Below are 23,727 nucleotides of genomic sequence, written 5' to 3' on the forward strand. Positions count from 1 at the left end.
CAAACAGCGTGATCACTGGCGACCAGGCGAAAGTAATTACCCACTATTCAACCCGGTTAGTATCGATTAACCTATTAAAATGTAAACAAATAGTAAAGTCACGTTTACGTCATGCAAAGACAGTAAATCGATTTCCCACTCCTTTCGTACGACTAAGCGTGTAATAATTAACCGTCACCCTAACGCAACCATTTGAAGGATCAAAATGAACGCAACGGATTACCTCAACGACCTCAATCAACGCTATCTCGCCATTCACCGTACTAAAGAAGATTTCTTTTGGGAAACTTACATGGGGATCAGCGATGAACATGATGGCTCGACGCAAGCTCAAACGACATGGACCAATTTTCTAAGCAACGCAGAACAAATTACGGCAATCAAACAACAGTTAGAAGCCGCAGACTCAATCGTTGACCCACAAGAGAAACAGCAAACCAAAACGGGTCTGTCAGGCTGGCTAGCGATGTTTGAATCACACGCGATTGAAGGCAAAGATGCGCAAGCACTGAAAAATCAGCTCATTGCGTTTGAAGCAGAACTCTTCGCGAAAAAACAGAACCACGTCCAGAGCTTTACTGATGAAAATGGAAAGCAAATCGAAGGCTCACTTCCGGTATTAAGTTCTACCATTCGTACTAATAATCACGAAGCGGTGCGCCAATCCGCTCATCAAGCGTTACTAAATCTTGAGCAATGGCTGCTACAGAATGGATTTATCGAACTGATTAAACTGCGTAATCAGTTTGCTCGCTCACTTGGTTACGCCACGTTCTTCGACTACTCGGTGCAAAAAACCGAGAAGATGATGACTGAGCAACTGTTTGAAATTTTGGAAGATTTTGAAAAACGCACCCGAAATGCCCACCTGACAAGCTTAGAGAATCTGGCGAAAGAGAAAGGTCAAACAGCACTAACAGGACATAACTTTATTTACTCGTTCGCGGGCGACGTGATGCGTGACCTAGACCCGTACGTTCCGTTTTCAAAGTCTTTGCGACGTTGGGTAGAGTCGTTCGGTCGTCTGAATATCGATTACTCAGGCGCGACGCTGACTCTGGACTTGCTGGACCGTAAAGGTAAATACCCGAATGGCTTCTGTCATGGCCCTATTCCTTCTTTTTACAACCAAGGCGAATGGGTTGCTGCGCAGGTCAACTTCACCAGCAATGCCAAACCAGACCAAGTGGGTAGCGGTTACGATGGCATCAATACGTTATTCCATGAAGGCGGCCACGCTGCCCACTTTGCTAACGTAAAAATGAACGCACCCTGTTTTTCGCAGGAATTTGCACCAACCTCAATGGCTTATGCAGAAACTCAGTCTATGTTCTGTGACAGCCTGCTAACCGATGCGGATTGGCTAAAACAGTACGCACTGGATGATGAAAGCAATCCAGTACCTGATGAGATCATTCAAGCGATGATCAATAGCCGTCAACCATTCAAAGCCTACGAAGAGCGCAGTATCTTGGTCGTACCATATTTTGAGCGCGCACTATATCAACTAAGCGATGATGAACTGACACCAGAGCGCATCACTCAACTGGCGCGAGATTGCGAAAAACAGATCCTTGGTTTGGAATGCAGCCCTCGCCCGTTAATGGCGATTCCACATCTGCTATCGGATGAATCAGCTTGTGCGTATCAAGGTTACCTATTGGCGCATATGGCGGTTTATCAGACTCGAGCATACTTCTTAGATAAGTTTGGCTACCTTACAGATAACCCAGAGATCGGCCCACTGCTGGCAAAACATTACTGGCACGCTGGCAACAACCTTTCTCACAATGAAACCATTGTCAGTCTGACTGGCGAGGGCTTTAATGCCAAATACCTTGCAGACGTTTGTAACCTGTCATCAGAGCAAGCCTGGGAAGTTCAGCAACAGAAAATCAAAGCGCTTGAAACGCGTGAACGAGCACCAGTGACTTCGCTGAACGCGACAATTAAAGTCGTCGACGGCAGTAAAGAACTGGCAAGCAACGTCATTTCTGACGAGCAAATGTGCGATGATTTTGAGCGCTACATTGTAGACACATACGGACGATAGTAAAACTGAGAGCCAGAATCTATACTTCTGGCTCTTCGTTACTGATTGTTTGCAAGACAAGGAAGCGAAATGTACCTGTCGATCATCAAATTCTGGTTTGAAGAACTGTCCCCTCAAAATTGGTTCGAAAATAATCCAGAGCTGGATAAACTCATTGAATCTCGGTTCTCATCACTGCTCGAACAAGCCGCTCGCTGCGAACTGTTTAGCTGGCGTGACAGCGCAAAAGGACGTTTAGCCGAAATCATTGTACTCGACCAGTTTTCGCGTAATGTGTACCGCAATACACCAAAAGCGTTTGCACAGGATCCACTCGCACTCTCGTTAGCGCAAGAGGCCATTCGACTCGGTCTGCATAAAGCGCTTAATCACGATCAGCGTAGCTTTTTGTACATGCCGTTCATGCACAGTGAATCTCGTATCATTCATGTGGAAGCAGAAAAACTGTTTCGAGCTCCGGGACTTGAAAAGAACTACGATTTTGAGCTAAAACACAAAGCCATTATCGACCAATTTGGGCGCTATCCACATCGCAATGTGATATTGGGAAGAGAAAGCACACCAGAGGAAATCGAGTTTTTAAAAATGCCAAATTCCGGCTTTTAACCCCAATCATTAACAAGGCGATAGAATGACACTAAACAACGTATTGTGGCCATGCTTATTAAAACTAGACGGCGATGACGAGCTCATCTATCTGCACTCCCATTCGGATTTACATGCCGAGTGCGAATCACTCATTTGGCGACAAGAAGATTACGTGATTGACTCACATGGTCGCACGTTCGGTTTACATTCTGAAAATAGCAACCAAACCACGCTGATTAGCAGGGATAAAATCCTGCCTGTTGAAGAGGTAACTGCGCTTATCCAATCTCATGAGTTTAGTCAGGCACAAAGATGCATCATTAAAATCCATTTCACAACGGTGCAGCAAGCGGTTTCTGCACTGGCGAGTTAATACTCTCGATATGCTATCCTCAAACGAATCAGAGAGGAGGAATACATGCCTAGTCATAATCCTATTGAAGTCAAAGCACTCGATCACATTGTCTTAAGAACCAGTAACCTCGATGCGATGCTGCACTTCTATCGCGACATATTAGGTTGTTCTGTCGAAAGAGAACTCGCGGAACTGGGATTAACGCAGCTGAGAGCAGGAACGGCATTGATTGATATCGTCACGGTAGACAGTGAGTTGGGTAAGTTGGGTGGAAAACCTCCAGTACAAAACGGCAGAAATATCGATCACTTCTGCCTGCAACTTGCGCCTTTTGAAGAAAGTGAACTACGCCAGTATCTGCTCTCACACGATATTAAAACTGAGGATTTCTCCAGACGTTATGGTGCGCAGGGTTTTGGGCGTTCTATCTATATTAATGACCCTGAGGGGAATGTCGTCGAATTAAAACCTGAGGTAAAAAGTGAATAGTATCCGGCTCATTGAGAACCGGATTTTATAAGGTTAGCGAAACATCGCCCTAAGAGACAACCCATTCGAGAAATAATGAGAATCACGCATGATAGCTCATGACACCGATACGCTTGTTACCGATTCGTCTTCCGTGTCCTTTAACCACCAATTGCAATTTCTATGTTCATTTTGAACGAAAAAACTCTCTCCTGGCATCGGAGTGAGTAGAGCAACATTCTCGTTTTGGCAGTGGTTTTTCAAATCTTCTATCGGCTCATCCCATTTATGGGTAAACAACTCATAGGTCGCCCAGTGAACAGGCAATAGCTTTTTAGCCTGTAAATCCTTGAACGCCTGAACGGTATGGTGTGCTTGCATGTGGCCCCAGTTTTCTACTGGATAGCCTTGATTTTCCTTCACATCTGCCGCGACTTCCAAACAGGCGATATCTATCGGTCCACATCGCTGTGCAATCTCAGAAAAGTGCTGGTCGTAAGCACTGTCACCACTAAAATACAGCGTTTCTCTTCGACCTTTGATGACCCAGGAAGCCCACAGGGTCGAGTTCTTATCCAGATATGTTCGCCCTGAATTATGGTTAGCAGGCGTACAAATAAGCTCGACATTGGCGTACTGAACACTTTCCCACCAGTCGAATTCGACAATATTATCCGCACACACTCCCCATTTGATCAGATGTTTACCGACACCAAGCGGAACGTAAAACGTCACCGATTTATCAGCATAAAAGCGGATACTTGAAGCCTCCAGATGATCGTAGTGATCGTGCGAAATCACGATGATATCCGGGATAGGCAAGCTCTCTCTTGCGTGGGTATTGGGGATATTACGCTCAAACCATGCTTTCGCGATCAGTGGAGAAGCATAATCAAAAACAGGATCAGTCAGAATACGGACACCGTCCACTTCCACCAACATGGTTGAATGCCCCAGCCAGGTCACTCGCATAGAATCACTGCGATGTAAAAACTGATCTTGAACGATTGGAGAATACGGCAAATCTTCATTTGGGCACAGTGGTGCTCGTCCGCCTAAATAGCTCCAGAGAACCTGCCAAAATGACTGGTGGCTTGGAACATTTGGCATCGCATTTTTGACACGACCGTTTTCAAACTGAGGAGAGTGATGAATACGGTATGCGAGTTGTGCATTATAAGTTTGGGAAGTATTCAATGAAATCAAACTACGTTCACGGCTTAGATAGGTGTTTTTTAGGGTCGTTTCAGACATGTGTTATCTATGTTTACTCAACGATAGTTGTAGTAAAGCCTGCTTATATGTCTATTTCATGACCAAGATGATGGGTAAGATGAAGATTAAGTTTCACAGAAAAATTTTTTCTTCAGAAAATCAATCTCAAGCCAAAAACGCAACACGGATTACACTATAAGGAGCGTTGGTGAAAATGGAGAAGTACAATGGTAACCTGCAACCAATACGATTTTATTGAAATAGCCTGCATGTTTCAGCTACCTGTCGAAATCACTCTGAAAAATGGTGAAAGCCATCAGGGAAGAGCATTCGATACCGGTTTAGATATGCAGCGATAAGAGTGCTTATTTCTGGATGTCGACGGCGAACATATCGCTTTTCCTACCGAACATCTTCTCGCGATGAGAGCACTCAAAGCTAACCCACACTTCACCGAGGTCACGTTTGATTAAACCATTATGATGTGAAGATGAGAACAAAAAGAGGGGCGGCCCCGTAAACCGCCCCTAAAGCCATGCCAAAATTGTCATGCGCTAGGGCTTATCGCCTTTCGCGTTGCAAATGTTGCTAGCAAGGTCAACAGACCCTGAAAACTACTGGTTTTTCTTTAAAACTTGTAACCGCCGCTGATCATAAATACCCAAGGGTTAATCTTCACATCAGTTTTGTATGTGTCTGCACCTGCTTTGTATGTCGCTTCTGTTTCAATGTTTGCATACCACGCGGAAGCGTTGAGGAACCATTGATCGTTAATCATGTAGTCCACACCCACGTTCGCAGCTAAACCAAATGAATCATCCAGTTTCAGATCCGACAGGCCAGCACCTTTACCTGTGCTGTTAAAACCTTCATCAAAAAAGATGGTGTAGTTGAGACCAGCACCAACGTATGGACGGAACTTACTTTGTGGCTCACCAAAGTAGTACTGAACCATAAGCGTTGGTGGCAGATGTTTGGTATCAGCAATATTTCCAAGACCGCCTAAGTCTGTAGAAATATCGTGACTAAATGGTGTAGCAGCCAATACTTCTAGGCTGATGTTGTCTGTAAACATATAGCCAAACGTCAGACCAAGCTGTGTGTTGGAATCCACTTCCAACTCTTCTGAAGAACCCAGAATTTTATCGCTGCTATCATTAGGAACGACAGATGCCGCACCAACACGAAGAACGAAGTCACCTTGCTTATGAGCGAAAACACTTGGTGACACGAGCGCAGCAACCACTGCCAAACTGCAGATTGTTTTTTTCATTTTAATTTCCTTATAGGGGCTTCGTTTTGTACCCAATTCCGTGCTTATCGCTTTCCGGTAAGAACCATCGGAAAGTCAGAGTATTAGCGCGCCCAGGTACTTATATTTTCTAACTCGGCGCAATCTAGCACATAAAAACCTTACTAAATTGACGGAAATCAATTTGTAAAAAATATAGCTATCCTGTATTAGAAAACGCCAAACTGATCAACAAATTATGCAAATGAATTACAACCTTGTAATGCAAAATGTGCGTGTGAGAAGAATCTTCAGCCTATTGATGCCATTCTTTATTGGAGAGATTTTCATGGCATTTCATGCCTTTGTTTAGTGTTATGATCATCAATAGTCAAAGATGGCAATAACTTGCGAGTTTGAAACTGAGCATTCTCTAGGAAAGACGATGAACCTGTTTAAAGATTTACCTCATGATGTCAGTGAAGAAACGTTTGAAGATCTGCTGTGTCGCGAAAATCTGCGCATTGAGTGCATTGTCTCTCACGGACAAACCTCACCTGAACAGGGTTGGTACGACCAAGAAGAACATGAGTGGGTATTAGTGTTAAAAGGGGCGGGAGAACTGACCTTCGAAAATGGCTCAGTCCAACGACTTGAGGCAGGCGACCACATTGATATCCCGGCACGCACCAAACACAAAGTGAGCTGGACTGACCCTAATCAGGAAACCATCTGGTTAGCGGTGTTTTATACCAATCGCGGTAGATAACTGGTCATCGTTCATCTTTTGGCGTATCCATCACCACCATGGTCGTGATCCCCTGAACGTGTTCGCACTCACCCAGAACATTGGAATGAAACGCCTTATAAGCGGCCAAATCTCGTGTTTCTACCCGCAACAAATATTCATTCGCACCCGTGATGTTGTGACACTCCACCACCTCTTTAACAAAACGGACGTGCTCTTCGAAATCGATCTGTGCTTTTTTTGAATGAGAGGCCAAACCGATCGAGACATAGGCAATAAAGCCGACACCAAGTTGCTCGCTATCCAACACCGCTCGGTAGCCTTTGATTACTCTTTTGCGCTCCAAATCTTGCACCCGGCGTAACGTCGCTGAGGGTGACAATCCAACGCGTTCAGATAGCTCTACATTGGAGATTCTTCCGTCCAATTTAAGTTCTTGCAATATTCTCTCGTCAAATCTATCCATAATGAATTTTTGTTGCTAAATAAAATCAATTGAGGTCAATAAAAGCACAATATTGATGGCGTTTCTACTTATAGTTGTTCTCTAGCTAACGTCCATGTGAGACGGGGTTTAAGGTAAGGAACATACTATGGAATACCATCAATTAGGCGCATTGGCGCTGTTTGCTTTTGTATCAACATTCACGCCGGGTCCTAACAATATCATGCTGATGACATCAGGGGCGAACGTCGGATTCAAGCGCACAATTCCGCACATGCTAGGTATTACGTTCGGCTTCGGTTTGATGCTGATTCTGGTGGGCATTGGCTTAATGAGCTTGTTTCATGCCTATCCGGTTACCCATTCAGTTTTAAAAGTAATGAGTTTGAGCTACTTGCTGTACCTCACTTATAAAATTGCCACCAGCGATAAATCTGACGTTAAACACGATTTTCGTCCGATGTCATTTATCGGTGCGATGGCGTTTCAATGGGTCAATCCAAAAGGCTGGTCGATGGCGCTCGCCGCAATTACCGTATACAGCACAGGCGCGGCATGGTTAGAGCTGACCTTTATTGCCGGTATTTTCTGCTTGGCCAATCTGCCGTCAGTCACGTTTTGGACTGCGGCTGGGATGCAGCTTCAACGCTGGCTAACCACACCTAAACGTGTAAAAGGGTTTAACTATGGCATGGCGGCTTTGCTGCTTCTGTCGACGATACCGATGATATAGACGAACTCAGGCGTGAATAGCTCCAGGAACAAGTTCAACGATTGATTGACCAATATCAGCCCAGAAGATACTTATTACTGAGGTTTCAATTTCGATTCACAATGTAAATTTGTTTAAAGACGCTACTCTCTCAAGACGGATATTGATATCCTTTAATGAGAAAGAGAATAATTATCGAGAAAGTTAAAATGAAAAAGAAACCTCAACCAAAACAACTTGTCGTCACACATACCGAAACGATTACTCCAAACATGCAGCGCCTTACTCTACAGGGTGAAGCGCTGAGCCAGTTCCCTGCAGACTGTGAAGGTGGCTACATTAAGCTGCTCTTTAATGAGATGGGAGGTACCGATTTACAACCCGTTTCGGAAGATAATCGACCTTTGATGCGAACTTATACTATCCGCCGCTTCTATCCAGAAACCTCTAGTATTGAAGTAGATTTTGTCCGTCACATCACACAAGATTTACAGTGTGGTTTTGCGGCACGTTGGGCAATGTCGGCACAGAAAGGAGATGTCATCAATATCGTAGGTCCTGGAACCATCTCTAATTTGAATACTGACGCAGATTGGTTTTTTATGGCGGCAGATATGACCGCACTCCCTGCTCTATCAGCTAAAATTCGCACTTTGCCAGAAGAAGCGAAAGGCTACGCAGTAATCAGTGTCATTTCCGTCGCAGACATTCAACCTCTGCACGCACCAGCCGGAATGGAATTGATTTGGCTGACAGAAGGTCAAGCTCTGGCAGAAGCCGTTCGTGAATTAGAATGGTTGGAGGGTGATGCCGCCGTGTGGTGTGCGTGTGAGTTCGATTCGATGCGCGCTTTACGCCAATACTTCCGTAATGAAAAGGAAGTTGATCGTGAAAATATCTACATCAGTAGCTACTGGAAGCAAGGTGTTTCAGAAGATGGGCATAAAGTGATCAAGCGTGAAGACGCGGAATCCAATCAATAGCGATTCAAGTAAAAAAACGCCCGGTAGAACCGGGCATTTTTGTATCTATTCACTGTTTAATTAGTGCTTATAAGATTCCGGCACTTCAGCAATGTAAATTGCAGGCACACCTTCAAAGTCACTAGTAAACAACACACCGTCGTCATTTGGAGTAAATGAAGGATGCGGATGAGTAATTTGTCGATCACCGTCCAACACATCCCATGATGTGCTGTGTTTACACAGTTTTTGCGCCGATTTCGCTTTGGTGTTTAGCACGTACAGGAACGGGTCATTTTCAATGTTGTAACTGTCTGCATCTGCAACATCGACAGGAGCATCACAACCATCACCGACCATCAAAGAACCATCAAAGTTACTCATCAGGTGAGAACAAGGTGGCATTACCATCACTTCTTCATTCTCTAATGTTTCAGGGTTTGCTTTGTAGATAACGCGATCCGTTTGGCCTTTGAAGTAAGACACGTATGCCATCGCACTGCCATCTGGGATCCAGAATTCGTGCGTGCAAGATTCACCTTCAGCATGCTCTTTAATCTTACGAACGTTGCTGCCGTCTTCGTTAACCAGCCACATACGCGAATCAACCAAGTCGTGCGGGCCTTCGTGACAGAAGCCAACAGTAGAATCATCAAATGGACGGTAAATCGGGTGGCCAAGCCACGCACTATCCTGATGAACCACTTCCAGTTCACCAGTTTCAATATCAACTTTGATCAGGCGGCAAGTTGGGTTGGTATGGTAGAACTCTGCGAACTTCTCCCAAGACGTCAGCGGTTGCCAGTCTCGTTTCAGAATTTCAATACCCACTAACTTCGTGCAGTCTGAGTTTGCTACCCAAGTACCGTATCCTTTCCACTCTTCATCAACCGTGTAGATGACTTTTTCTTCCAATGTTTCTAAGTCAACTTTCATCAGATTCAGTTCGTTTTTCACATAGAAAAATGCACTCTCATCCGTTGAAATGAAACCGCCAAAGGTATTATCACCTGCGCCTTCTGTCAGTTGGACTGCTTTTTGCGTTTCAAGGTCTAGCAGGTAATAGTTGCGATTTCCGTCGAAGTCACCTGCGAATAAAAGCTTTTGTCCATCCTGAGTAAAGCATTTTTGGTAAAAGTAGTTACGATGACAAATCACGTCAGTTGGTGTTAATCGCGTTACTTTTACGTTCGTATCGCTATCGATGAAAGTTTCAAAAGATAGCTGGATGATAGCGCCTTTGGCCATATTTCAAATTCTCCGCAATGACACTGCCAACGAAAACCGTTGGCAGTGGATAGTATTATATTTCTTGCTTAACGAGTCGCAGCTAATGCTTCTGTAGACTCTAGACCTGAGCTCTTCTTCAGAGCAAAGCCAACCGCGAAGATGACTGCTGCACAACCTAGGAACAATGCACGTCCCCATAGTGGGTTTGGAATCAGTACCATCAGAGTTAAACCCGCTGACATTATCATCACTAGTGAACCCAGTTTATTGCGTTGCATGCGGTCAACGATGTCTTGCCCTTCTTCAGCAACACATTCTGTGTCCACATCTTTAAAGAATTCTGCAGTTGTTTCTTTGTGAGTATCGGTCTCTTCTTTGTAGAACAATGTTGATAGGCAGAAGAAACCAGCAGTAAAGATTAAGTGTGCCGCGATAGTAATCATAGTACGCATTTCACCCACTTCACGACGTGTTAACTCTTCCATACCAAACCAGCTACCTACGTTAGCTGGAGTAAAGATGTTCACTACAGCCCAAGAAACACCCATACCAACAACCACTGTTGCCCATGGTGCCCATTTCGGTGTACGACGAATTAGGATACCTAGGAACAATGGAACTAGGATTGGTGATTGAAGTAGCGTCGCAACTTGCATCATTAGATCAAACAGGCTTAGGTGCTTCAGTGAATTGAAGAACTGAGCCATCAAGATAACTAGGATACCGTTCACGATACAAGCGATTTGACCTGCGCGAAGTTGCTCTTTGTCAGTTGCTTGACCTTTACGCATGATAGGTGCGTAGAAGCTGCGAACAAAAATACCAGAGTTACGGTTTAGTGCTGAGTCCATCGAGGACATCGTTGCAGCGAACAGACCTGCCATTAATAGACCAACAGTACCTACAGGCATAAACTCGCGAGCAAACACTAGGTAAACCGCGTCACCAGCTTTAGCACCAAGCGCAGGGTAAGCTTCTGCTGCGTTCGGAACCATGATGTTGGTTGCCCATGGTGGGATGAACCAAATAACAGCGCCAACAACCATCATGCCAAGTGCAAGTAATGCTGCTTTGCTAGCGTTATTTGAATCTTTCGCGTTAAGGAAGCGGTAAGACTCTTGCATATTGTTGATAGATTGCAGCTGCTTAACGATGAAGAAGAAGAACGAACCAACTAGCAGTAGAGGGTAGTTCATATCTGGACCAACGAAGAAGCCATTACCATTGTCAAACTTGCTGATTATTTCGCCAGGCCCGCCAACGAAAATCAAAGCTACAATTGCACAAGCAATTGAAATGACAGCAACAATCAGAGTCTGAATAAAGTCAGACGCAACCACACCCCATGCACCAGATAGCAAAGAGATAAGCAGTACTGCGGCACCAGTTACATAGATTGTGGTAATGATATCAGCGTTAAATACGGCTGAAGCGAAAACGCCAAGACCGTTTAGCCACACACCCGCGTTGATAACGCTAAGTGGAATAATCACCCAAGTAAAGAACTGCTCGTTAGTGTTACCAAAACGACGCTTAACTGCTTCAGTTGGGGTATCTACTCGCATTTGACGGAAGCGACGAGCAAAGTAGAAGTAAGCAAATACGTAAGCAACCATGTTACCTACGAATACCGCAAGAACAGCAAATCCATCGCTGAAGGCTTTACCAGCAGCACCAGTAAATGTCCATGCAGAGAACTGTGTCATGAAGGCCGTTGCACCAACCATCCACCATAACATTTTACCGCCCCCGCGGAAGTAATCAGATGTACTGTTACTTGCCATTTTTTTGAACAGCAGACTGATGGCCACCATCAGGGCAAAGTAGCCTGCTATTACTAAGTAATCGTATTCCATAATAGAATCCTCGAAACGCTGTTTTAATTTAGATAAATTATATTTTCAAAAAACAAAACGAACTGAGACAAAAATCAAAACAACGGTTCATTTTTCAATTTTTACGCCCAAACGTGATTGAGATCAACAATGGGGATCTTGTAAATAAGATCGGCACAATAACCATGATTGCTAAAGGGGTACTATTTTGAACCTAGTTCCAAAAACGAATGTCACAGACAAGTGCGGAAGTATGAAAACGAGATCAATGTCGAATAATTTTTGACCAATAAAAAGGGCTCCCTAGAGCCCTTCGCTTAGTGTTACTGGATGAGTTGCTTAAGCTGAATCGCTTCTTTTTTACCCGGCATGGCTTGCTGGTTATCAATCATCGATGCTTGCTTTAATGGGGCAAGCGAATTGACATCTATCGCTTTGCCATCACTATTGTAGGTAGTGCCGTCATCAACCAGAGCGTTGCCCGTTGATCTTGCACTGTTGATCACATCGTCATATTTACTGCTGACGTGGAATCGGTAAGAACGGTTGTTAGTAAACGTTCCTTGTTCAATCTCACCGGAGTACGGACTCTTACGGAACAAGAAGTTGAAACGCTTGTTGTCAATTGACACGTTATCGCTCAACACCAATGCACCTGGGTTAAAGTTATCCGTAAAACCATCCATATTGTTGTTGAAAGACAGACTGTTTTTCACGACATGTGGAACCGGGATACCCTCGCCGCCTAGCTTGAAGCCGTTACCAATCGTGCCACCTTTGTTCGCAACCTCAAGAGTGCGACCATTACTAAACGAGATTGAATCAAGAATGGTTACTGCGCCGTTGGCACCATCTTCCACCTTGTTGAATAAATCCCAGCCGTCATCGATGTTGTGGTGAGACAGACAACGGATGAAGGTATTGCCATCACCGATACGCATCTTGGCTGCAAAACCGTCTGCGTTGATCTGTGAAGGATCCATGTTGTTGTAACTCTCACTATCAATTACTTGGTTGTAGCTTGCCCACAGGGCACGTCCGATTTTTTCAGGAGACGTAATCACGAAGCCCGTATCAGGTGCACCGTGTGTGACCATTTTTTCAAAGGTATTGTGACTGCCGTGAACAATAAATTGCGCACCTGCGACTTCAATACCTTGGTAATGCCAGTAGTTTGCTTCGTGGCGAAGTTCAGACACAAAACGTACGTTATTGCCTTCTGCACGAAGATGCTTGATCTTGTCTACGCTACCACTTGCAGTTAACGGGATCTCCATACCTTGGTAGTCGCCATCTTTAAGAATGATTGTGCCGCCAGCAGGTAACAAGTCGACTGCAGTAGCTAGATCCAGTGGCTGCGCCGCAGATCCGTTACCATTAGCTTTGCCATTTGGCGCTACGTAAAGCTCCATTGGATTTGGTATCGAAACGAAATCGACGTTATAAGCGTGTGATTGTGTCTCTAGATTTGGTCCGTCGGTCGCAGTGAACTTCACATCCAGCTGGTTTGCTCCGCCATCTAACTTGATCCAGTGACTGAACAATTCACCTGCTGTTACTTGCTGCTTCGCGACCGATTTACCATTGTGCAGTACCTCAAACTCGCCCGAGTAATTTGCTCGCGCCTGTACTGGGTAGTCTTTCGTTGCAGAGCGTGGAGATGATGCATTTTGGAACACCAACTCACCTTGCTCAGCCGCGTATTTCGGTGCATCAACGGTATCTGCCGCAGATAACTGTAAGTCAACATTGCTGACCGCCATCTTGGCATTACGCGAGGCAAAAAAGCCGATGTATTGAGAATCTGCATTTTGCATCTCAACAATATTAGCATTTGCGCCTTTCACAGCTTGTTCAAAAGATTTGTCACCGTTACGGTAACTGACTTTGAAGCCATCATTGGTGCGTGTCAGCGTCATACGGTAGGTTTCAGCCGTACCATAAGGTACCCCTTCCGCATAGTCGACACGACTTAAACGGTTACCAGGCGTACCCCAAGGTTGGTACACGCCTTCACGGAATGAAGCATTTATGTTCGTCATGCCATCGTTGGTGCGAGTATGCGAACGCATCAGGTTCATTACCATGTTCGATGCTGACGGAAACTCTTCGTGGCCTTGAGGTTGAGGGACTAATCGCTCCGCACCCAGAATATCGCGCACCATCAGACCCGCACCTTCCTGACGATTTGGTGTTGCTCCGGTTTCTGGGCCAAGTTGCTCTAACACCACATCCGCACTTAGAGTAAAGTTCACATCCGTTGGCAACTCGGTGTAGTAGAAGGTTAACCCTTCATGAGAGTTAGCCAATTTGCCGCCACGGCTTTCAACAGTGAACGTTGATGCTAACTTGCCAGCCTCTACGGCCTTACCATTAACCATCACTTGGTTGACGCCAACCTTTTCCGGCAAAATGGTAGAGCCAAAGTTCATGTCCGTCGATTGACCAAAAGTGATCGCTTTCCAAGTCAGGTCTTCAACTTTTATATCCGTTGCATGTGCCGCTGGCGCTAAAATCGCCGCCAGACACAAAGCTAAAGTGTGCTTTTTCATGGTCACAATTCCTTCTTAGAAGTTATATTTCACACCGGCACGAAAACGTGGGACATACTCATCTTTGTATTGAGAGCCATCACCTTTGTGCGTGATAGCCGCAACCGCGAAGAATGGAATAAAGCCGCTTTCTAGTTTGGTGTACTCACCTTTGAAATCGATCAACTGGTCATGACCGTTGTCCTTCCAGCCACCCTCTCCACCGTGAAGATCTTTGTACTCAGCCTCAACGCCAAGCTTGCCCCAATCGAACTTACGGTTTGCGTAAAGGTTTAGCTGGTTGTAACGAGAATCGTCGGTGTTTTTGTAACCATGGCGAATACGAGCTGCCACATCCCACTCATCATTAATTTTGTAAGAACCAGTCAGGTTATACTTGAAAGTCGATGCACCTGATGGACTTGCATCAATGTTGATACCTGGAGTCAGCGAGAAGTTGTCAGTCGCTTTCCAGCGGTAAGTCAGACCTGTCTCGTGGCCTGCGTCACTCATGTGGCCATCTTTGTAGTTCCACTTAGCTTCCACGCTGAAACCAATTTGGTTTGCAAAACGGTGTGAAACGTAAATACGGTCGCGATGCTCATCGCCATCACGATCTGGAACATATTCATGTCGAATATCAACAGAAGCAGCGCCAGCTAAACCAGAGGTCATTGCCAATAATAGTGCAGAAGCAAGGTATTTAATTTTCATTTTAAAACGCCATTTTATTTTATATTTGATGTTGTTTTAATATAATCATAAACTCGTTTCGATAAAGTGCTTATCGGTATTTTTGTGATCTTTAAAACGTCGTTTTAATTTTTTCGTGAGCTGTGACACATGACTTTCTTAGATTCGATGATCGTAATGATCTACCTGCTCTTCATTGCGATCGCTGCATGGGTATTCCGTCGCTTTTCCAACACGTCAAATGATTTCCTTCAGGGAGGGGGAACCATGATGTGGTGGATGGCCGGCGCTACCGCTTTTATGACCCAGTTTTCGGCTTGGACCTTTACTGGCGCTGCTGCCAAAGCTTATGAAGACGGCATCAGTGTGATGTTTATTTTTTGGGGAAATTCACTGGGGTTTTTCCTCGCAGCCGCATTTTTTGCCCGCAGGTATCGCAGGCTAAGAGTAGAAACTGCCATGGAAGTGATTCGTGTGCGATTCGGCCGAGCATCAGAACAGCTATTTACCTTGCTGAGCTTCCCGCTAACGCTGATCGCTTGCGCGATTTGGATGAATGGACTGGCGTCTTTTTTCTCCGCTGTTTTTGCAATTGAAGTCTATAGCATCATTCTTGTTATGGGTGTCCTCGTCACCTTAATCGCTGTTAGTGGCGGCGCCTGGACCGTTTCAGTCACCAATGTGATTCAGTTGGTCTTACTTATCGCGATTACATTGGTGATAGGTTATACCGCGTTGCAGCGATTTGAATCACCAAGTGACATTTTTGATCACACGACGCCAATTTATGGCGCGGGCATCAACATACCGTCCTTGTTTGTGGTCTGGGCATTTGCGATGTTGTTGCAACAAACCATGAACAACAACCACACATTAAGTTGCTATCGCTTTCTCACTACCGCCAATGATAAAGACGCAACCAAAGCTGCATTCGTGGCAGGAATATTATTTATTTTTGCTCCTGTGCTTTGGTTTATGCCTGCGTGGTTCGTGGCGGCACAGCAAATCGATCTTTTCTCGGTTTACCCGGCATTGGGACAAAGTGCGAATACCGGAGCCTACCTCTATTACATTCAGCACTACATGCCACAGGGAATACTCGGATTGGTCATGGTGGCACTGGTTGCAGCGACGATTGCACCACTTTCTTCTGCACATAATCGCAATGCGGGCATTGTGATGAAAAGTCTTTACCTAGTGTGGGTAAACCCAGAAGCGGATAGTCGTCAGCAGTTGATTGTCGGCAAGGTATCAACCTTGATCTCCGGGTTGTTGGCGACAGGGACCGCGCTGTTACTGGCTTCCGTCGAGTCGTACAGTCTATTTGATATGATGCTTGTCTTTGCTGCGTTTATTCAGATGCCCATCAACATCCCTTCCTTGTTAGCACTTGTCACAGTGAAAACACCGAACTGGTCAGGATGGGCGACCGTGATTGTCGGCTGTATGGTCTCGCTGTTTATGATGTTTATTTTTGATGTGAATTGGCTCGCCTCTACACCGCTAACTGCAAGAGAAAGCAAGGATTTGACTATCGTGGTAACGCTAGCACTTCATCTGATCATAACGGGCGGATTTTTCTTCTTCACCAGCTATTTTTACTCCAAGGAGCCAAATGCAGTATTGCAAAGCAGAACAGCGCTTAAAGAACAGCTAAAAACACCTATCAGTCCAGAAGAGCAAGCGCCAATCAATCACAAACAAGGTCTGTATGTAGGTTCGATCACCGCGACGGCTGGGACGCTATTGATCATGGCTGGGGTCATACTTGCAGAATCATCTCAAACTATATTCGTTTCGATTGGGAGCATAGTTTTACTGTTTAGCTTGTTCCTGCTTAAACCTACCAAACAATCCAAGCGAGTTTGGCAGAAATAACTGGCTACACAACTAGATAGTTAATATTGGGCGCAAATTTTTCTTTGCGCTCAATATCCTATTTCCCATTAATTCATCTCTTAGTCTTAACATAGGGAAAGGAGCCCAATAGTGATTGATTACATAGATTCTTTTGAGCGTAGCAGTCACGAGAGCTGAGTTGGTAAGCAGGTTGGATAAGCAGGAGGCTGATTATTGGTTGGAATAGGTTAATGACCACATACTAATATGGATAACTCAAAATAAAAAACGCCTGCGTGGAGCCACAGGCGTTGGCAAATTGCTCAAAAGATCGTTCGACTATCATAGATAGTTTTAGGGTACTAATCGGGGGTAGGAATTAAGCGATAATTCCTGCAACTTCACGAACCAGCTTCGCCAGCTCATCCCATTGCTCGTTGTCAATCAAATCGCCAGGTACCATCCAGGTGCCACCACACGCTAAGACTGAAGAAATTGATAAGTAATCTTTTACATTGCTTGGGCTCACGCCGCCAGTTGGCATGAACTTCACAGGGTAAACGGCCGTTAGCGCCTTCAGCATTGCAACACCGCCAGATGGCTCAGCAGGGAAAAACTTCAGTGTTCTCAGACCCATTTCCATCGCTTGTTCAACAAGGCTTGGATTGTTTACACCCGGTACGATAGTGACATTACGCTGTTGACAGTACTTAACGGTTGTTGGGTTAAAGCCAGGGCTAACAATAAAATCAACACCAGCATCAATCGCTTCATCTACTTGAGCACTTGTTAACACCGTACCTGCACCAATCAGCATCTCAGGGTACGCTTCACGCATGTTTTTGATCGCTAGTGCGGCATCTTCGGTACGAAATGTCACTTCAGCACACGGTAGGCCGTTTTCGATCAGCACTTGCGCCAGTTTTACTGCCTTGTTTGCGTCTTTGATTGCAATTACAGGCACTACTTTAATTTCAGAAAGTTGTTGATTAAGGTCTTTCATTTCATCGTTCCTTAGATAGTAGGCATCGCTTCGCTTGGAATGATTGCGCCACGATGTTGAATAACGGTGCCAGCCACTTTGTGTCCAGCCAGCGCAGACTCAGCAACGTCTCCGCCTAAAATACGCTTAGCAAGGTAACCCGCACTGAAAGAGTCGCCAGCTGCAGTCGTGTCCACCACAGACTCGACTTTCAATGCCGCAACGGTGTGCAGTTGGTCTTCAGTCACGACAAAGCAATCGTCAGCACCACGTTTAACAATGATCTCTTTCACGCCAAAGTTTTTCGTGCGACTGATCGCTTCGTCTTCGTGCTTGTCGCCCCATAACATGACTTCATCGTCGAAGGTCAAAAAGGCCATGTCGGTAACGCTCAAAATTCTTGAGTAGAAATCGCGAGCTTCCTCGATACTTGGCCAAAGTTTTGGGCGGAAGTTATTATCAAACGCAATCTTCACACCTTCTTTTCTACATAAGCTCAGAAGCTCAACCAGCATTTGACGGCAATCATCAGAGATGATCGCTAAACTGATTCCACTCAGATAGATCATTTGATGCTGACACAGTTCTTTGGCTAACGACAAAAGCGCGCGATCGCGTAACCAATATTTCGCCGCAGCATCATTTCGCCAGTAAAAGAAACTACGCTCTCCATCCTCTGCGGTTTCGATAGCATAGATACCAGGTAGCTTGTCTTCAGAAAGGTAGACCATATCCGTATTGATACCTTCATCACCCCACGCCGCTAGCATTTCACGGCTAAACGGGTCTTGACCTAAGCCAGTGACATAGGATGTTTCAACACCATGTTGTTTGGTTAAACGAGACAAATAAACAGCAGTATTTAGTGTATCACCACCAAATCCTTGTTCTAATATGCCGTTATTTTTCTTAAGCTCCACCATACATTCACCGATGATGGCGACACGACTGATTGGGTTCATTGGAGGTCTCCTAAAAGTAATTGACGCTATTATTGCAGCAATAAAACCAATAAACAATATTTTTAAAACAACGGTTCATTTATGTGAGAACTAGATCTAACTCTACTTAAATAAAACATCAGTGATCGCAACGGATCTGGTAAAATCACCCTCAACTTTCCTCCCACAAACGCTGTATCGCCTTAACTCGCCGACAGCATTTAGAAACCAAACTTCAACATGACTAACCAAAACGTATCGCGAGCGATCTTCTTTCTGGTCGCAGCCAATTTGCTCGCTTCTTTATCAGATGTTTCACTAAAAATTTTAAATGGAGAGGTACCCACTTTTCAGTATGTCTTCATTCGCCAATCCATCAGTTTGCTTCTGTTGTTGCCCTTTTGGTTGAGGATGGATAGAAGTGAATGGAAGAAGGGTTGCGACTGGGTCACTTTCTGGCGCGCTCAACTTATTTTGTTAGGCAGTGCTTGCGCCATGGTTGCGATTACCCATTTGCCGTTGGCCACCGCCAACGCCATGTTTTACGTAGGACCATTATTAGTGCTCCCCCTTGCGTTTATCTTTTTGGGAGAACGTCCTAACGCCAGCAAAGTGTTCGCCACTTTTCTCGGCTTTATCGGCGTACTGATCGTCTTACGTCCTGAGCATTTCCATTGGGCAGCCATTATTGCCCTCGGTAGTGCATTATCAATGGGTGTCGGTAACATTTTGATTCGTAAAGTACCGGCTGATCAATCTCTGATCTCGACACTATTTTGGACAACCTTAATGACGGTACCCTTTGCATTTGTGCTCGCTTATTGGGAATGGGCTCCAATTAGCCTTCGACATGTATTATGGATTGTTGCTATCAACTTGTTTGTACTCGCTTACCACGCATTGGTAGTAAAAGCATTCCAGCAAGCACCAGCCAGTCAGATAGCGCTGGCGGAATATTCCGGCTTAGCCTTCGTCACCTTCTTTGGTGTTATCTGGTTTGATGAAGTACCGGACCTCTTCACTGTTTTGGGTATTCTGTTAATCATCATTCCAATGATGCCAATTCGCTGGCGTAGTTGGTTGCGACGCAGACAGAAAATCAACGATGACGTTAAATCTCAGCAAAATGTCAGCCCACTTTAACGACTAACGCTTTGGTAGCGCCCCGGCATGTCGGGGCGTTCCACTAAGTGTTGATAGTCTTTACAGGCAAACAACCTCCTCGCGATACCGATCGATACCACCATTGACTCTTCTCATAGCCGTTAGTTTTAAGTGACTCGAAGCATCGACTTAACCCGTTTGGACAAAGTACTGCAACAATAATTTTATCCAAGCCAATCCCAATATCGGTCTCTCTGCTTTCAGATTACTAACCCGTATATGCCATCAGATGAAATTAGTTTCTGAGTAACGCACATTGAACTCGTACGCAGCAGTGGGACACAACCATCTTCTCGAAATTGTTTTAGTTCAGAAAATAGAAAAGCCAGCACGATGGCTGGCCTTGACTTATTCCCGAGAAATGAGTGCTTAGTACTTAGTCTAGAAGTGACTTAACGTACTCAGCGATTTCAGGAACTTGGCAGTGTGCGAAGAAGCACTCTTGGAATTGTGTGCTGCCTACTGCAGTTTTCACTAGCTCTTGATCGATAGCACGCAGACCTTCAACTACATCTTTAGATACTGCTGCTTTCACGTCGTTCAGGATCGCTGCGTTTGCTTGCTGAGGAGCAGCACGCTCGATTGGGTAACCTTCACCACGCTTACCTGTGAACGCTTTTTCGAAGATGTAACGAACATTAAGTTCGCCAGCCCAGCCAAAGCCTTTAGCAAATGCCAGAGAAATAGCGTTGCCGTTGTTGATTTGGTTGAACAAGAACGCATCAGATGGCTCCAGACAGTAGCCACAAACCACACCCGGGTGCAGGTTGCTTGACATCAGAGCGCCTTGACCAGTACCACAACCAGTTACAACGAAATCTACTGCTTTAGAGTTAAGTAGGATGTTCGCCATGATACCAAGGTGGATGTATGTTAGGTGGTGATCGTTTTCGTCAATCATACCTACGTTGAATACATCGTGGCCAAGACCACCAGCTACAGAGTTTAGTTCACCAGCCACCATTGCGTTTTTCGCTGCTTGGCTGTTTTCCATCATTAGTGCAATTTTCATATGTTACTCCTGCGGGGAACCGCATTCAAAAATCAATTCTTAAATAAAATCTTTACGCATTGGGGTGAATGTATCGATAAGAACACCCGGTTTCAGACAAACACAGCCATGCTCAATGTTTGGCTCTTTGTACATAGTATCGCCAGCTTTGACGATTTTTTTCTCATCACCGATGGTGAATTCAAACTCACCAGAAAGCACGTATGTCAGTTGCTCATGTGGGTGTGAGTGCATCGTACCGATAGCACCTTCTTCAAAGTGCACTTCTACTGACATTATATTTTCGCTGTGTGCCAGTACTTTGCGTGAAATCCCTTCGCCGAGATCTTCCATCGGAATGTCTTGGTTTAATACGAACATGGTTCACCTAATAACTTGATTGATTAATCATTGATTCTGATTGCTGACGATGTAAACGAAATATCGTCAGAGAATTCATTACGATCACGGTCATTTCCAGTAACGTTCCACCAATGGACCCTACCAGAATATTGTTGGTCAGCCAGCAAGAAGCGCCCAGCAGAAAGCCAATGCGCATCCTAATCCCAGACAAGCAGAATACTGAGTACGTACCAATGACCGTTCCAAGGATAGGCCATATATCACGCCATTGCTCTGCGACCCAAAAACCACTGACTAGACTAATTACGATAAAGACAGCGGCAACTCGTTTCGACGAGACAAATATCGCCGTGGTCGTTCTCAGTGCCGACAGCAAAGCGCTGAGCGCAGATACTATCGAACCAAGCAGTAAAAAATGGAGAAGATGATTGAGGTTGAAAATCAGCATCAAGATTTTTAAGAGCCTGTCATTTTTCTGGTAGAAGACGGAGAATCCCAAACCAAAACTTATAAACCCTAATGCCTGCGCCAATATCGTGGTGTCCACAATCACCTTCTCACAAATCGATTAGCGAGCTAACCAACCACCATCAACAGCGATAGTGTAACCATTGATGTAGTCAGATGCACTTGATGCTAAGAATACGCATGGACCAGCAAGATCTTCAGGCTTACCCCAGCGAGCTGCAGGAATACGCTCAAGGATTGCTGCGTTACGCTCTTCATCTGCACGAAGTGCTGCAGTGTTGTTAGTCGCCATGTAACCAGGTGCAATCGCGTTCACGTTAATACCTTGGCTTGCCCATTCGTTCGCCATTAGACGAGTTACACCCATCACTCCGCTTTTAGAAGCTGTGTATGAAGGAACGCGGATACCACCTTGGTAAGAAAGCATAGAAGCGATGTTGATGATCTTGCCACCTTCACCTTGAGAGATGAACTGTTTTGCCACTGCTTGAGACATAAAGAACACAGACTTAATGTTGATGTTCATTACGTCATCCCAATCTTGTTCAGAAAAGTCGATTGCATCGTTACGACGAATGATACCTGCGTTGTTTACCAAGATATCAATACGGCCAAGTTCTGTAACTGCGCGGTCAATGATTGATGGGATGTCATCTAGCTTCATTAGGTTAGCGCGGATATCGATGAACTTACGACCTTCTGCTTGGATTTTTTCGATTGTCTCTGTTGGTTCAGTAATGTTTACACCAACGATGTCACAGCCTGCTTTTGCTAGACCAAGCGCCATACCTTGACCAAGACCAGTGTCACAACCAGTAACAATGGCCACTTTGCCTTCAAGGTTAAATGAATCAAGAATCATGTCGTTTTCCTCAATAATAGGTAATGTCGTGATTTGGCGACTTGGCCATGTCACTTTGTATGCATTCATATTGAGCTAAAAAGAAACTGATGGCAAATATTTTTGAAAAAGCGTTTTAAAAATATTGATAGTGATCGTATTTTTTATGCATTCCACTCTGGAGCTGTTTCAAATTTTTGAAAAGGCATTTTAAAAAAACTGGTTCTATAGATTTTAGACGATATAATGCAACAAACTAGAGAACAAAGGGGCAACAATGGAAAAGTCGACACAACCTGAAGCAGTTTCATCAGTACTGAAAGTGTTTCATATTCTTCAAGCGCTAGGTGAACAAAAGTCCATCGGTGTTTCAGAACTTTCACAAAGACTGATGATGTCAAAAGCGACCACTTATCGTTTTCTGCAAACAATGAAGTCGTTAGGCTATGTATCTCAGGAAGGTGAAGACGATAAGTACTCTCTAACTCTTAAGTTATTTGAGCTAGGTGCGAAATCGTTAGAGTACGTGGATCTGATTGAACTGGCTGACAAAGAAATGCGCCATATTTCAGAACAAACTAATGAAGCTCTGCACCTTGGTGCTTTGGATGAAAATGCCATCATTTACATCCATAAGATCGACTCCGGTTACAACCTTCGTATGCAGTCGCGTATCGGTCGTCGTAATCCTCTGTACAGTACCGCTATTGGTAAAGTACTGCTTTCTGAGCGTGATGAAAGCTTTGTACGTGAAGTATTAAGTGATGTGGAATTTATTAAACACACAGAAAAAACTCTGGAAAACACTGAGCAAGTATTAGCAGAGTTAGTAAAAGTACGTGATTTCCACTATGCAGAAGATAACGAAGAGCAAGAACCTGGCCTTCGCTGTATCGCTGCGCCTATTTATGATCGCTTTGGTAATATCATCGCGGGTCTGTCTATCTCATTCCCTGTCATTCGTTTCGACGAAGCAAGAATGGAAGAGTACGTAGGTTTACTGCATCAAGCAGGCAAAAATATTTCTGAACAACTGGGTTATAACAAATATCCAGCTTAAGCAAATGCAAAA

23 protein-coding genes and 1 pseudogene are annotated in these 23,727 nt (G+C 44.7%); 11 read left to right on the top strand and 13 right to left on the bottom strand.

The genetic code is table 11. The features are described 5' to 3' along the window. Window positions 1–205 precede the first annotated feature (205 nt). The 4 genes from ACWYU8_RS07930 to ACWYU8_RS07945 all read left to right on the top strand — a co-directional run bounded on the left by ACWYU8_RS07930 (window position 206) and on the right by ACWYU8_RS07945 (window position 3,485). Complete coding sequence (locus tag ACWYU8_RS07930; RefSeq protein WP_457518674.1) at window positions 206–2,053, top strand: M3 family metallopeptidase; 1,848 nt, start codon at window positions 206–208, stop codon at window positions 2,051–2,053. A 69-nt stretch (window positions 2,054–2,122) separates the two neighbouring features. Continuing rightward, complete coding sequence (locus tag ACWYU8_RS07935; RefSeq protein ID WP_457518676.1) at window positions 2,123–2,659, top strand: DUF924 family protein; 537 nt, start codon at window positions 2,123–2,125, stop codon at window positions 2,657–2,659. A gap of 25 nt (window positions 2,660–2,684) precedes the next feature. After that, a complete protein-coding gene (locus tag ACWYU8_RS07940; protein ID WP_457518678.1) occupies window positions 2,685–3,014 on the top strand; it encodes a DUF4144 family protein in 330 nt (109 codons plus the stop codon). 45 nt (window positions 3,015–3,059) lie between these two features. Further along, window positions 3,060–3,485 carry a VOC family protein gene (locus tag ACWYU8_RS07945; protein ID WP_457518680.1) on the top strand — a complete coding sequence of 142 codons (426 nt, stop codon included), beginning with the start codon at window positions 3,060–3,062 and terminating at the stop codon, window positions 3,483–3,485. 96 nt (window positions 3,486–3,581) lie between these two features. Here the strand turns inward: ACWYU8_RS07945 and ACWYU8_RS07950 are convergent, their stop codons facing one another. Then, on the bottom strand, window positions 3,582–4,718 hold the full coding sequence (locus tag ACWYU8_RS07950) for an MBL fold metallo-hydrolase (RefSeq protein ID WP_457518682.1): 1,137 nt from the start codon (window positions 4,716–4,718) through the stop codon (window positions 3,582–3,584). A 188-nt stretch (window positions 4,719–4,906) separates the two neighbouring features. On the opposite strand from ACWYU8_RS07950, the pseudogene ACWYU8_RS07955 reads away from it, so the two are divergent. Beyond that, window positions 4,907–5,152, top strand: a pseudogene (locus ACWYU8_RS07955) (Rho-binding antiterminator). A gap of 155 nt (window positions 5,153–5,307) precedes the next feature. Here the strand turns inward: ACWYU8_RS07955 and ompW are convergent. Next, window positions 5,308–5,952 carry an outer membrane protein OmpW gene (gene ompW, locus ACWYU8_RS07960; RefSeq protein ID WP_457518684.1) on the bottom strand — a complete coding sequence of 215 codons (645 nt, stop codon included), beginning with the start codon at window positions 5,950–5,952 and terminating at the stop codon, window positions 5,308–5,310. A gap of 403 nt (window positions 5,953–6,355) precedes the next feature. On the opposite strand from ompW, the gene ACWYU8_RS07965 reads away from it, so the two are divergent. Then, window positions 6,356–6,679, top strand: coding sequence for a cupin domain-containing protein (locus ACWYU8_RS07965; RefSeq protein WP_457518686.1), 324 nt, complete (start codon window positions 6,356–6,358; stop codon window positions 6,677–6,679). A 4-nt stretch (window positions 6,680–6,683) separates the two neighbouring features. On the opposite strand, the gene ACWYU8_RS07970 is transcribed toward ACWYU8_RS07965, so the two are convergent. Further along, the gene (locus ACWYU8_RS07970) at window positions 6,684–7,124 is read right to left on the bottom strand and encodes an Lrp/AsnC family transcriptional regulator (protein WP_457518688.1); all 441 of its coding nucleotides are present in this window, start codon (window positions 7,122–7,124) and stop codon (window positions 6,684–6,686) included. A 127-nt stretch (window positions 7,125–7,251) separates the two neighbouring features. Between ACWYU8_RS07970 and ACWYU8_RS07975 the strand changes: the two genes are divergently transcribed. Both ACWYU8_RS07975 and ACWYU8_RS07980 read left to right on the top strand, forming a co-directional pair. Beyond that, complete coding sequence (locus tag ACWYU8_RS07975; protein WP_457518690.1) at window positions 7,252–7,836, top strand: LysE family translocator; 585 nt, start codon at window positions 7,252–7,254, stop codon at window positions 7,834–7,836. A 188-nt stretch (window positions 7,837–8,024) separates the two neighbouring features. Further along, the gene (locus ACWYU8_RS07980; protein WP_457518692.1) at window positions 8,025–8,798 is read left to right on the top strand and encodes a siderophore-interacting protein; all 774 of its coding nucleotides are present in this window, start codon (window positions 8,025–8,027) and stop codon (window positions 8,796–8,798) included. A gap of 60 nt (window positions 8,799–8,858) precedes the next feature. Here the strand turns inward: ACWYU8_RS07980 and ACWYU8_RS07985 are convergent, their stop codons facing one another. The 4 genes from ACWYU8_RS07985 to ACWYU8_RS08000 form a co-directional block, all read right to left on the bottom strand. Beyond that, complete coding sequence (locus ACWYU8_RS07985; RefSeq protein WP_457518694.1) at window positions 8,859–10,025, bottom strand: oligogalacturonate lyase family protein; 1,167 nt, start codon at window positions 10,023–10,025, stop codon at window positions 8,859–8,861. Between the two features lie 68 nt (window positions 10,026–10,093). Beyond that, window positions 10,094–11,863 carry a sodium:solute symporter family protein gene (locus ACWYU8_RS07990; RefSeq protein WP_457518696.1) on the bottom strand — a complete coding sequence of 590 codons (1,770 nt, stop codon included), beginning with the start codon at window positions 11,861–11,863 and terminating at the stop codon, window positions 10,094–10,096. 302 nt (window positions 11,864–12,165) lie between these two features. Beyond that, window positions 12,166–14,394, bottom strand: coding sequence for a right-handed parallel beta-helix repeat-containing protein (locus tag ACWYU8_RS07995; protein WP_457518698.1), 2,229 nt, complete (start codon window positions 14,392–14,394; stop codon window positions 12,166–12,168). Between the two features lie 15 nt (window positions 14,395–14,409). After that, window positions 14,410–15,087, bottom strand: a complete 678-nt coding sequence (locus ACWYU8_RS08000; RefSeq protein WP_457518700.1) for an oligogalacturonate-specific porin KdgM family protein — start codon at window positions 15,085–15,087, stop codon at window positions 14,410–14,412. Between the two features lie 129 nt (window positions 15,088–15,216). Between ACWYU8_RS08000 and ACWYU8_RS08005 the strand changes: the two genes are divergently transcribed. Beyond that, a complete protein-coding gene (locus tag ACWYU8_RS08005; RefSeq protein WP_457518702.1) occupies window positions 15,217–16,944 on the top strand; it encodes a sodium:solute symporter family transporter in 1,728 nt (575 codons plus the stop codon). A gap of 340 nt (window positions 16,945–17,284) precedes the next feature. Here the strand turns inward: ACWYU8_RS08005 and ACWYU8_RS08010 are convergent, their stop codons facing one another. Together ACWYU8_RS08010 and kdgK are read right to left on the bottom strand one after the other, a co-directional pair. Next, on the bottom strand, window positions 17,285–17,908 hold the full coding sequence (locus ACWYU8_RS08010; protein ID WP_444496336.1) for a bifunctional 4-hydroxy-2-oxoglutarate aldolase/2-dehydro-3-deoxy-phosphogluconate aldolase: 624 nt from the start codon (window positions 17,906–17,908) through the stop codon (window positions 17,285–17,287). Window positions 17,909–17,919: 11 nt separating this feature from the next. Beyond that, on the bottom strand, window positions 17,920–18,849 hold the full coding sequence (gene kdgK, locus ACWYU8_RS08015) for a 2-dehydro-3-deoxygluconokinase (protein ID WP_457518705.1): 930 nt from the start codon (window positions 18,847–18,849) through the stop codon (window positions 17,920–17,922). 219 nt (window positions 18,850–19,068) lie between these two features. Here kdgK and ACWYU8_RS08020 point away from each other — a divergent pair, with 219 nt between their 5' ends. Next, a complete protein-coding gene (locus tag ACWYU8_RS08020) occupies window positions 19,069–19,971 on the top strand; it encodes a DMT family transporter (protein WP_457518707.1) in 903 nt (300 codons plus the stop codon). A gap of 397 nt (window positions 19,972–20,368) precedes the next feature. Here ACWYU8_RS08020 and ACWYU8_RS08025 read toward each other — a convergent pair whose 3' ends face one another. Genes ACWYU8_RS08025 through kduD form a run of 4 tightly spaced genes read right to left on the bottom strand, consistent with a single transcriptional unit; the run spans window position 20,369 to window position 22,676 of the window. Then, on the bottom strand, window positions 20,369–21,004 hold the full coding sequence (locus ACWYU8_RS08025; protein ID WP_444496339.1) for an RpiB/LacA/LacB family sugar-phosphate isomerase: 636 nt from the start codon (window positions 21,002–21,004) through the stop codon (window positions 20,369–20,371). A 39-nt stretch (window positions 21,005–21,043) separates the two neighbouring features. Then, the gene (locus ACWYU8_RS08030) at window positions 21,044–21,364 is read right to left on the bottom strand and encodes a cupin domain-containing protein (protein ID WP_444496340.1); all 321 of its coding nucleotides are present in this window, start codon (window positions 21,362–21,364) and stop codon (window positions 21,044–21,046) included. A gap of 7 nt (window positions 21,365–21,371) precedes the next feature. Next, window positions 21,372–21,893 (bottom strand): YgjV family protein, encoded by a 522-nt coding sequence (locus ACWYU8_RS08035; protein WP_457518710.1) that lies wholly within the window; start codon window positions 21,891–21,893, stop codon window positions 21,372–21,374. Window positions 21,894–21,914: 21 nt separating this feature from the next. Further along, entirely contained in the window at window positions 21,915–22,676 is a 762-nt protein-coding gene (gene kduD / locus ACWYU8_RS08040) for a 2-dehydro-3-deoxy-D-gluconate 5-dehydrogenase KduD (RefSeq protein ID WP_444496342.1), read from the bottom strand. A gap of 256 nt (window positions 22,677–22,932) precedes the next feature. Here kduD and kdgR point away from each other — a divergent pair, with 256 nt between their 5' ends. Further along, entirely contained in the window at window positions 22,933–23,715 is a 783-nt protein-coding gene (gene kdgR, locus ACWYU8_RS08045; RefSeq protein ID WP_457518712.1) for a DNA-binding transcriptional regulator KdgR, read from the top strand. Window positions 23,716–23,727 lie beyond the last annotated feature (12 nt).

The sequence above is a fragment of the Vibrio limimangrovi genome, from assembly GCF_054064025.1.

Coding starts and splice junctions, on each gene's coding strand:
- ACWYU8_RS07930 (WP_457518674.1), top strand. CDS start 206: ATGAACGCAACGGATTACCTCAACGACCTCAATCAACGCTATCTCGCC.
- ACWYU8_RS07935 (WP_457518676.1), top strand. CDS start 2,123: ATGTACCTGTCGATCATCAAATTCTGGTTTGAAGAACTGTCCCCTCAA.
- ACWYU8_RS07940 (WP_457518678.1), top strand. CDS start 2,685: ATGACACTAAACAACGTATTGTGGCCATGCTTATTAAAACTAGACGGC.
- ACWYU8_RS07945 (WP_457518680.1), top strand. CDS start 3,060: ATGCCTAGTCATAATCCTATTGAAGTCAAAGCACTCGATCACATTGTC.
- ACWYU8_RS07950 (WP_457518682.1), bottom strand. CDS start 4,718: ATGTCTGAAACGACCCTAAAAAACACCTATCTAAGCCGTGAACGTAGT.
- ompW (WP_457518684.1), bottom strand. CDS start 5,952: ATGAAAAAAACAATCTGCAGTTTGGCAGTGGTTGCTGCGCTCGTGTCA.
- ACWYU8_RS07965 (WP_457518686.1), top strand. CDS start 6,356: ATGAACCTGTTTAAAGATTTACCTCATGATGTCAGTGAAGAAACGTTT.
- ACWYU8_RS07970 (WP_457518688.1), bottom strand. CDS start 7,124: ATGGATAGATTTGACGAGAGAATATTGCAAGAACTTAAATTGGACGGA.
- ACWYU8_RS07975 (WP_457518690.1), top strand. CDS start 7,252: ATGGAATACCATCAATTAGGCGCATTGGCGCTGTTTGCTTTTGTATCA.
- ACWYU8_RS07980 (WP_457518692.1), top strand. CDS start 8,025: ATGAAAAAGAAACCTCAACCAAAACAACTTGTCGTCACACATACCGAA.
- ACWYU8_RS07985 (WP_457518694.1), bottom strand. CDS start 10,025: ATGGCCAAAGGCGCTATCATCCAGCTATCTTTTGAAACTTTCATCGAT.
- ACWYU8_RS07990 (WP_457518696.1), bottom strand. CDS start 11,863: ATGGAATACGATTACTTAGTAATAGCAGGCTACTTTGCCCTGATGGTG.
- ACWYU8_RS07995 (WP_457518698.1), bottom strand. CDS start 14,394: ATGAAAAAGCACACTTTAGCTTTGTGTCTGGCGGCGATTTTAGCGCCA.
- ACWYU8_RS08000 (WP_457518700.1), bottom strand. CDS start 15,087: ATGAAAATTAAATACCTTGCTTCTGCACTATTATTGGCAATGACCTCT.
- ACWYU8_RS08005 (WP_457518702.1), top strand. CDS start 15,217: ATGACTTTCTTAGATTCGATGATCGTAATGATCTACCTGCTCTTCATT.
- ACWYU8_RS08010 (WP_444496336.1), bottom strand. CDS start 17,908: ATGAAAGACCTTAATCAACAACTTTCTGAAATTAAAGTAGTGCCTGTA.
- kdgK (WP_457518705.1), bottom strand. CDS start 18,849: ATGAACCCAATCAGTCGTGTCGCCATCATCGGTGAATGTATGGTGGAG.
- ACWYU8_RS08020 (WP_457518707.1), top strand. CDS start 19,069: ATGACTAACCAAAACGTATCGCGAGCGATCTTCTTTCTGGTCGCAGCC.
- ACWYU8_RS08025 (WP_444496339.1), bottom strand. CDS start 21,004: ATGAAAATTGCACTAATGATGGAAAACAGCCAAGCAGCGAAAAACGCA.
- ACWYU8_RS08030 (WP_444496340.1), bottom strand. CDS start 21,364: ATGTTCGTATTAAACCAAGACATTCCGATGGAAGATCTCGGCGAAGGG.
- kduD (WP_444496342.1), bottom strand. CDS start 22,676: ATGATTCTTGATTCATTTAACCTTGAAGGCAAAGTGGCCATTGTTACT.
- kdgR (WP_457518712.1), top strand. CDS start 22,933: ATGGAAAAGTCGACACAACCTGAAGCAGTTTCATCAGTACTGAAAGTG.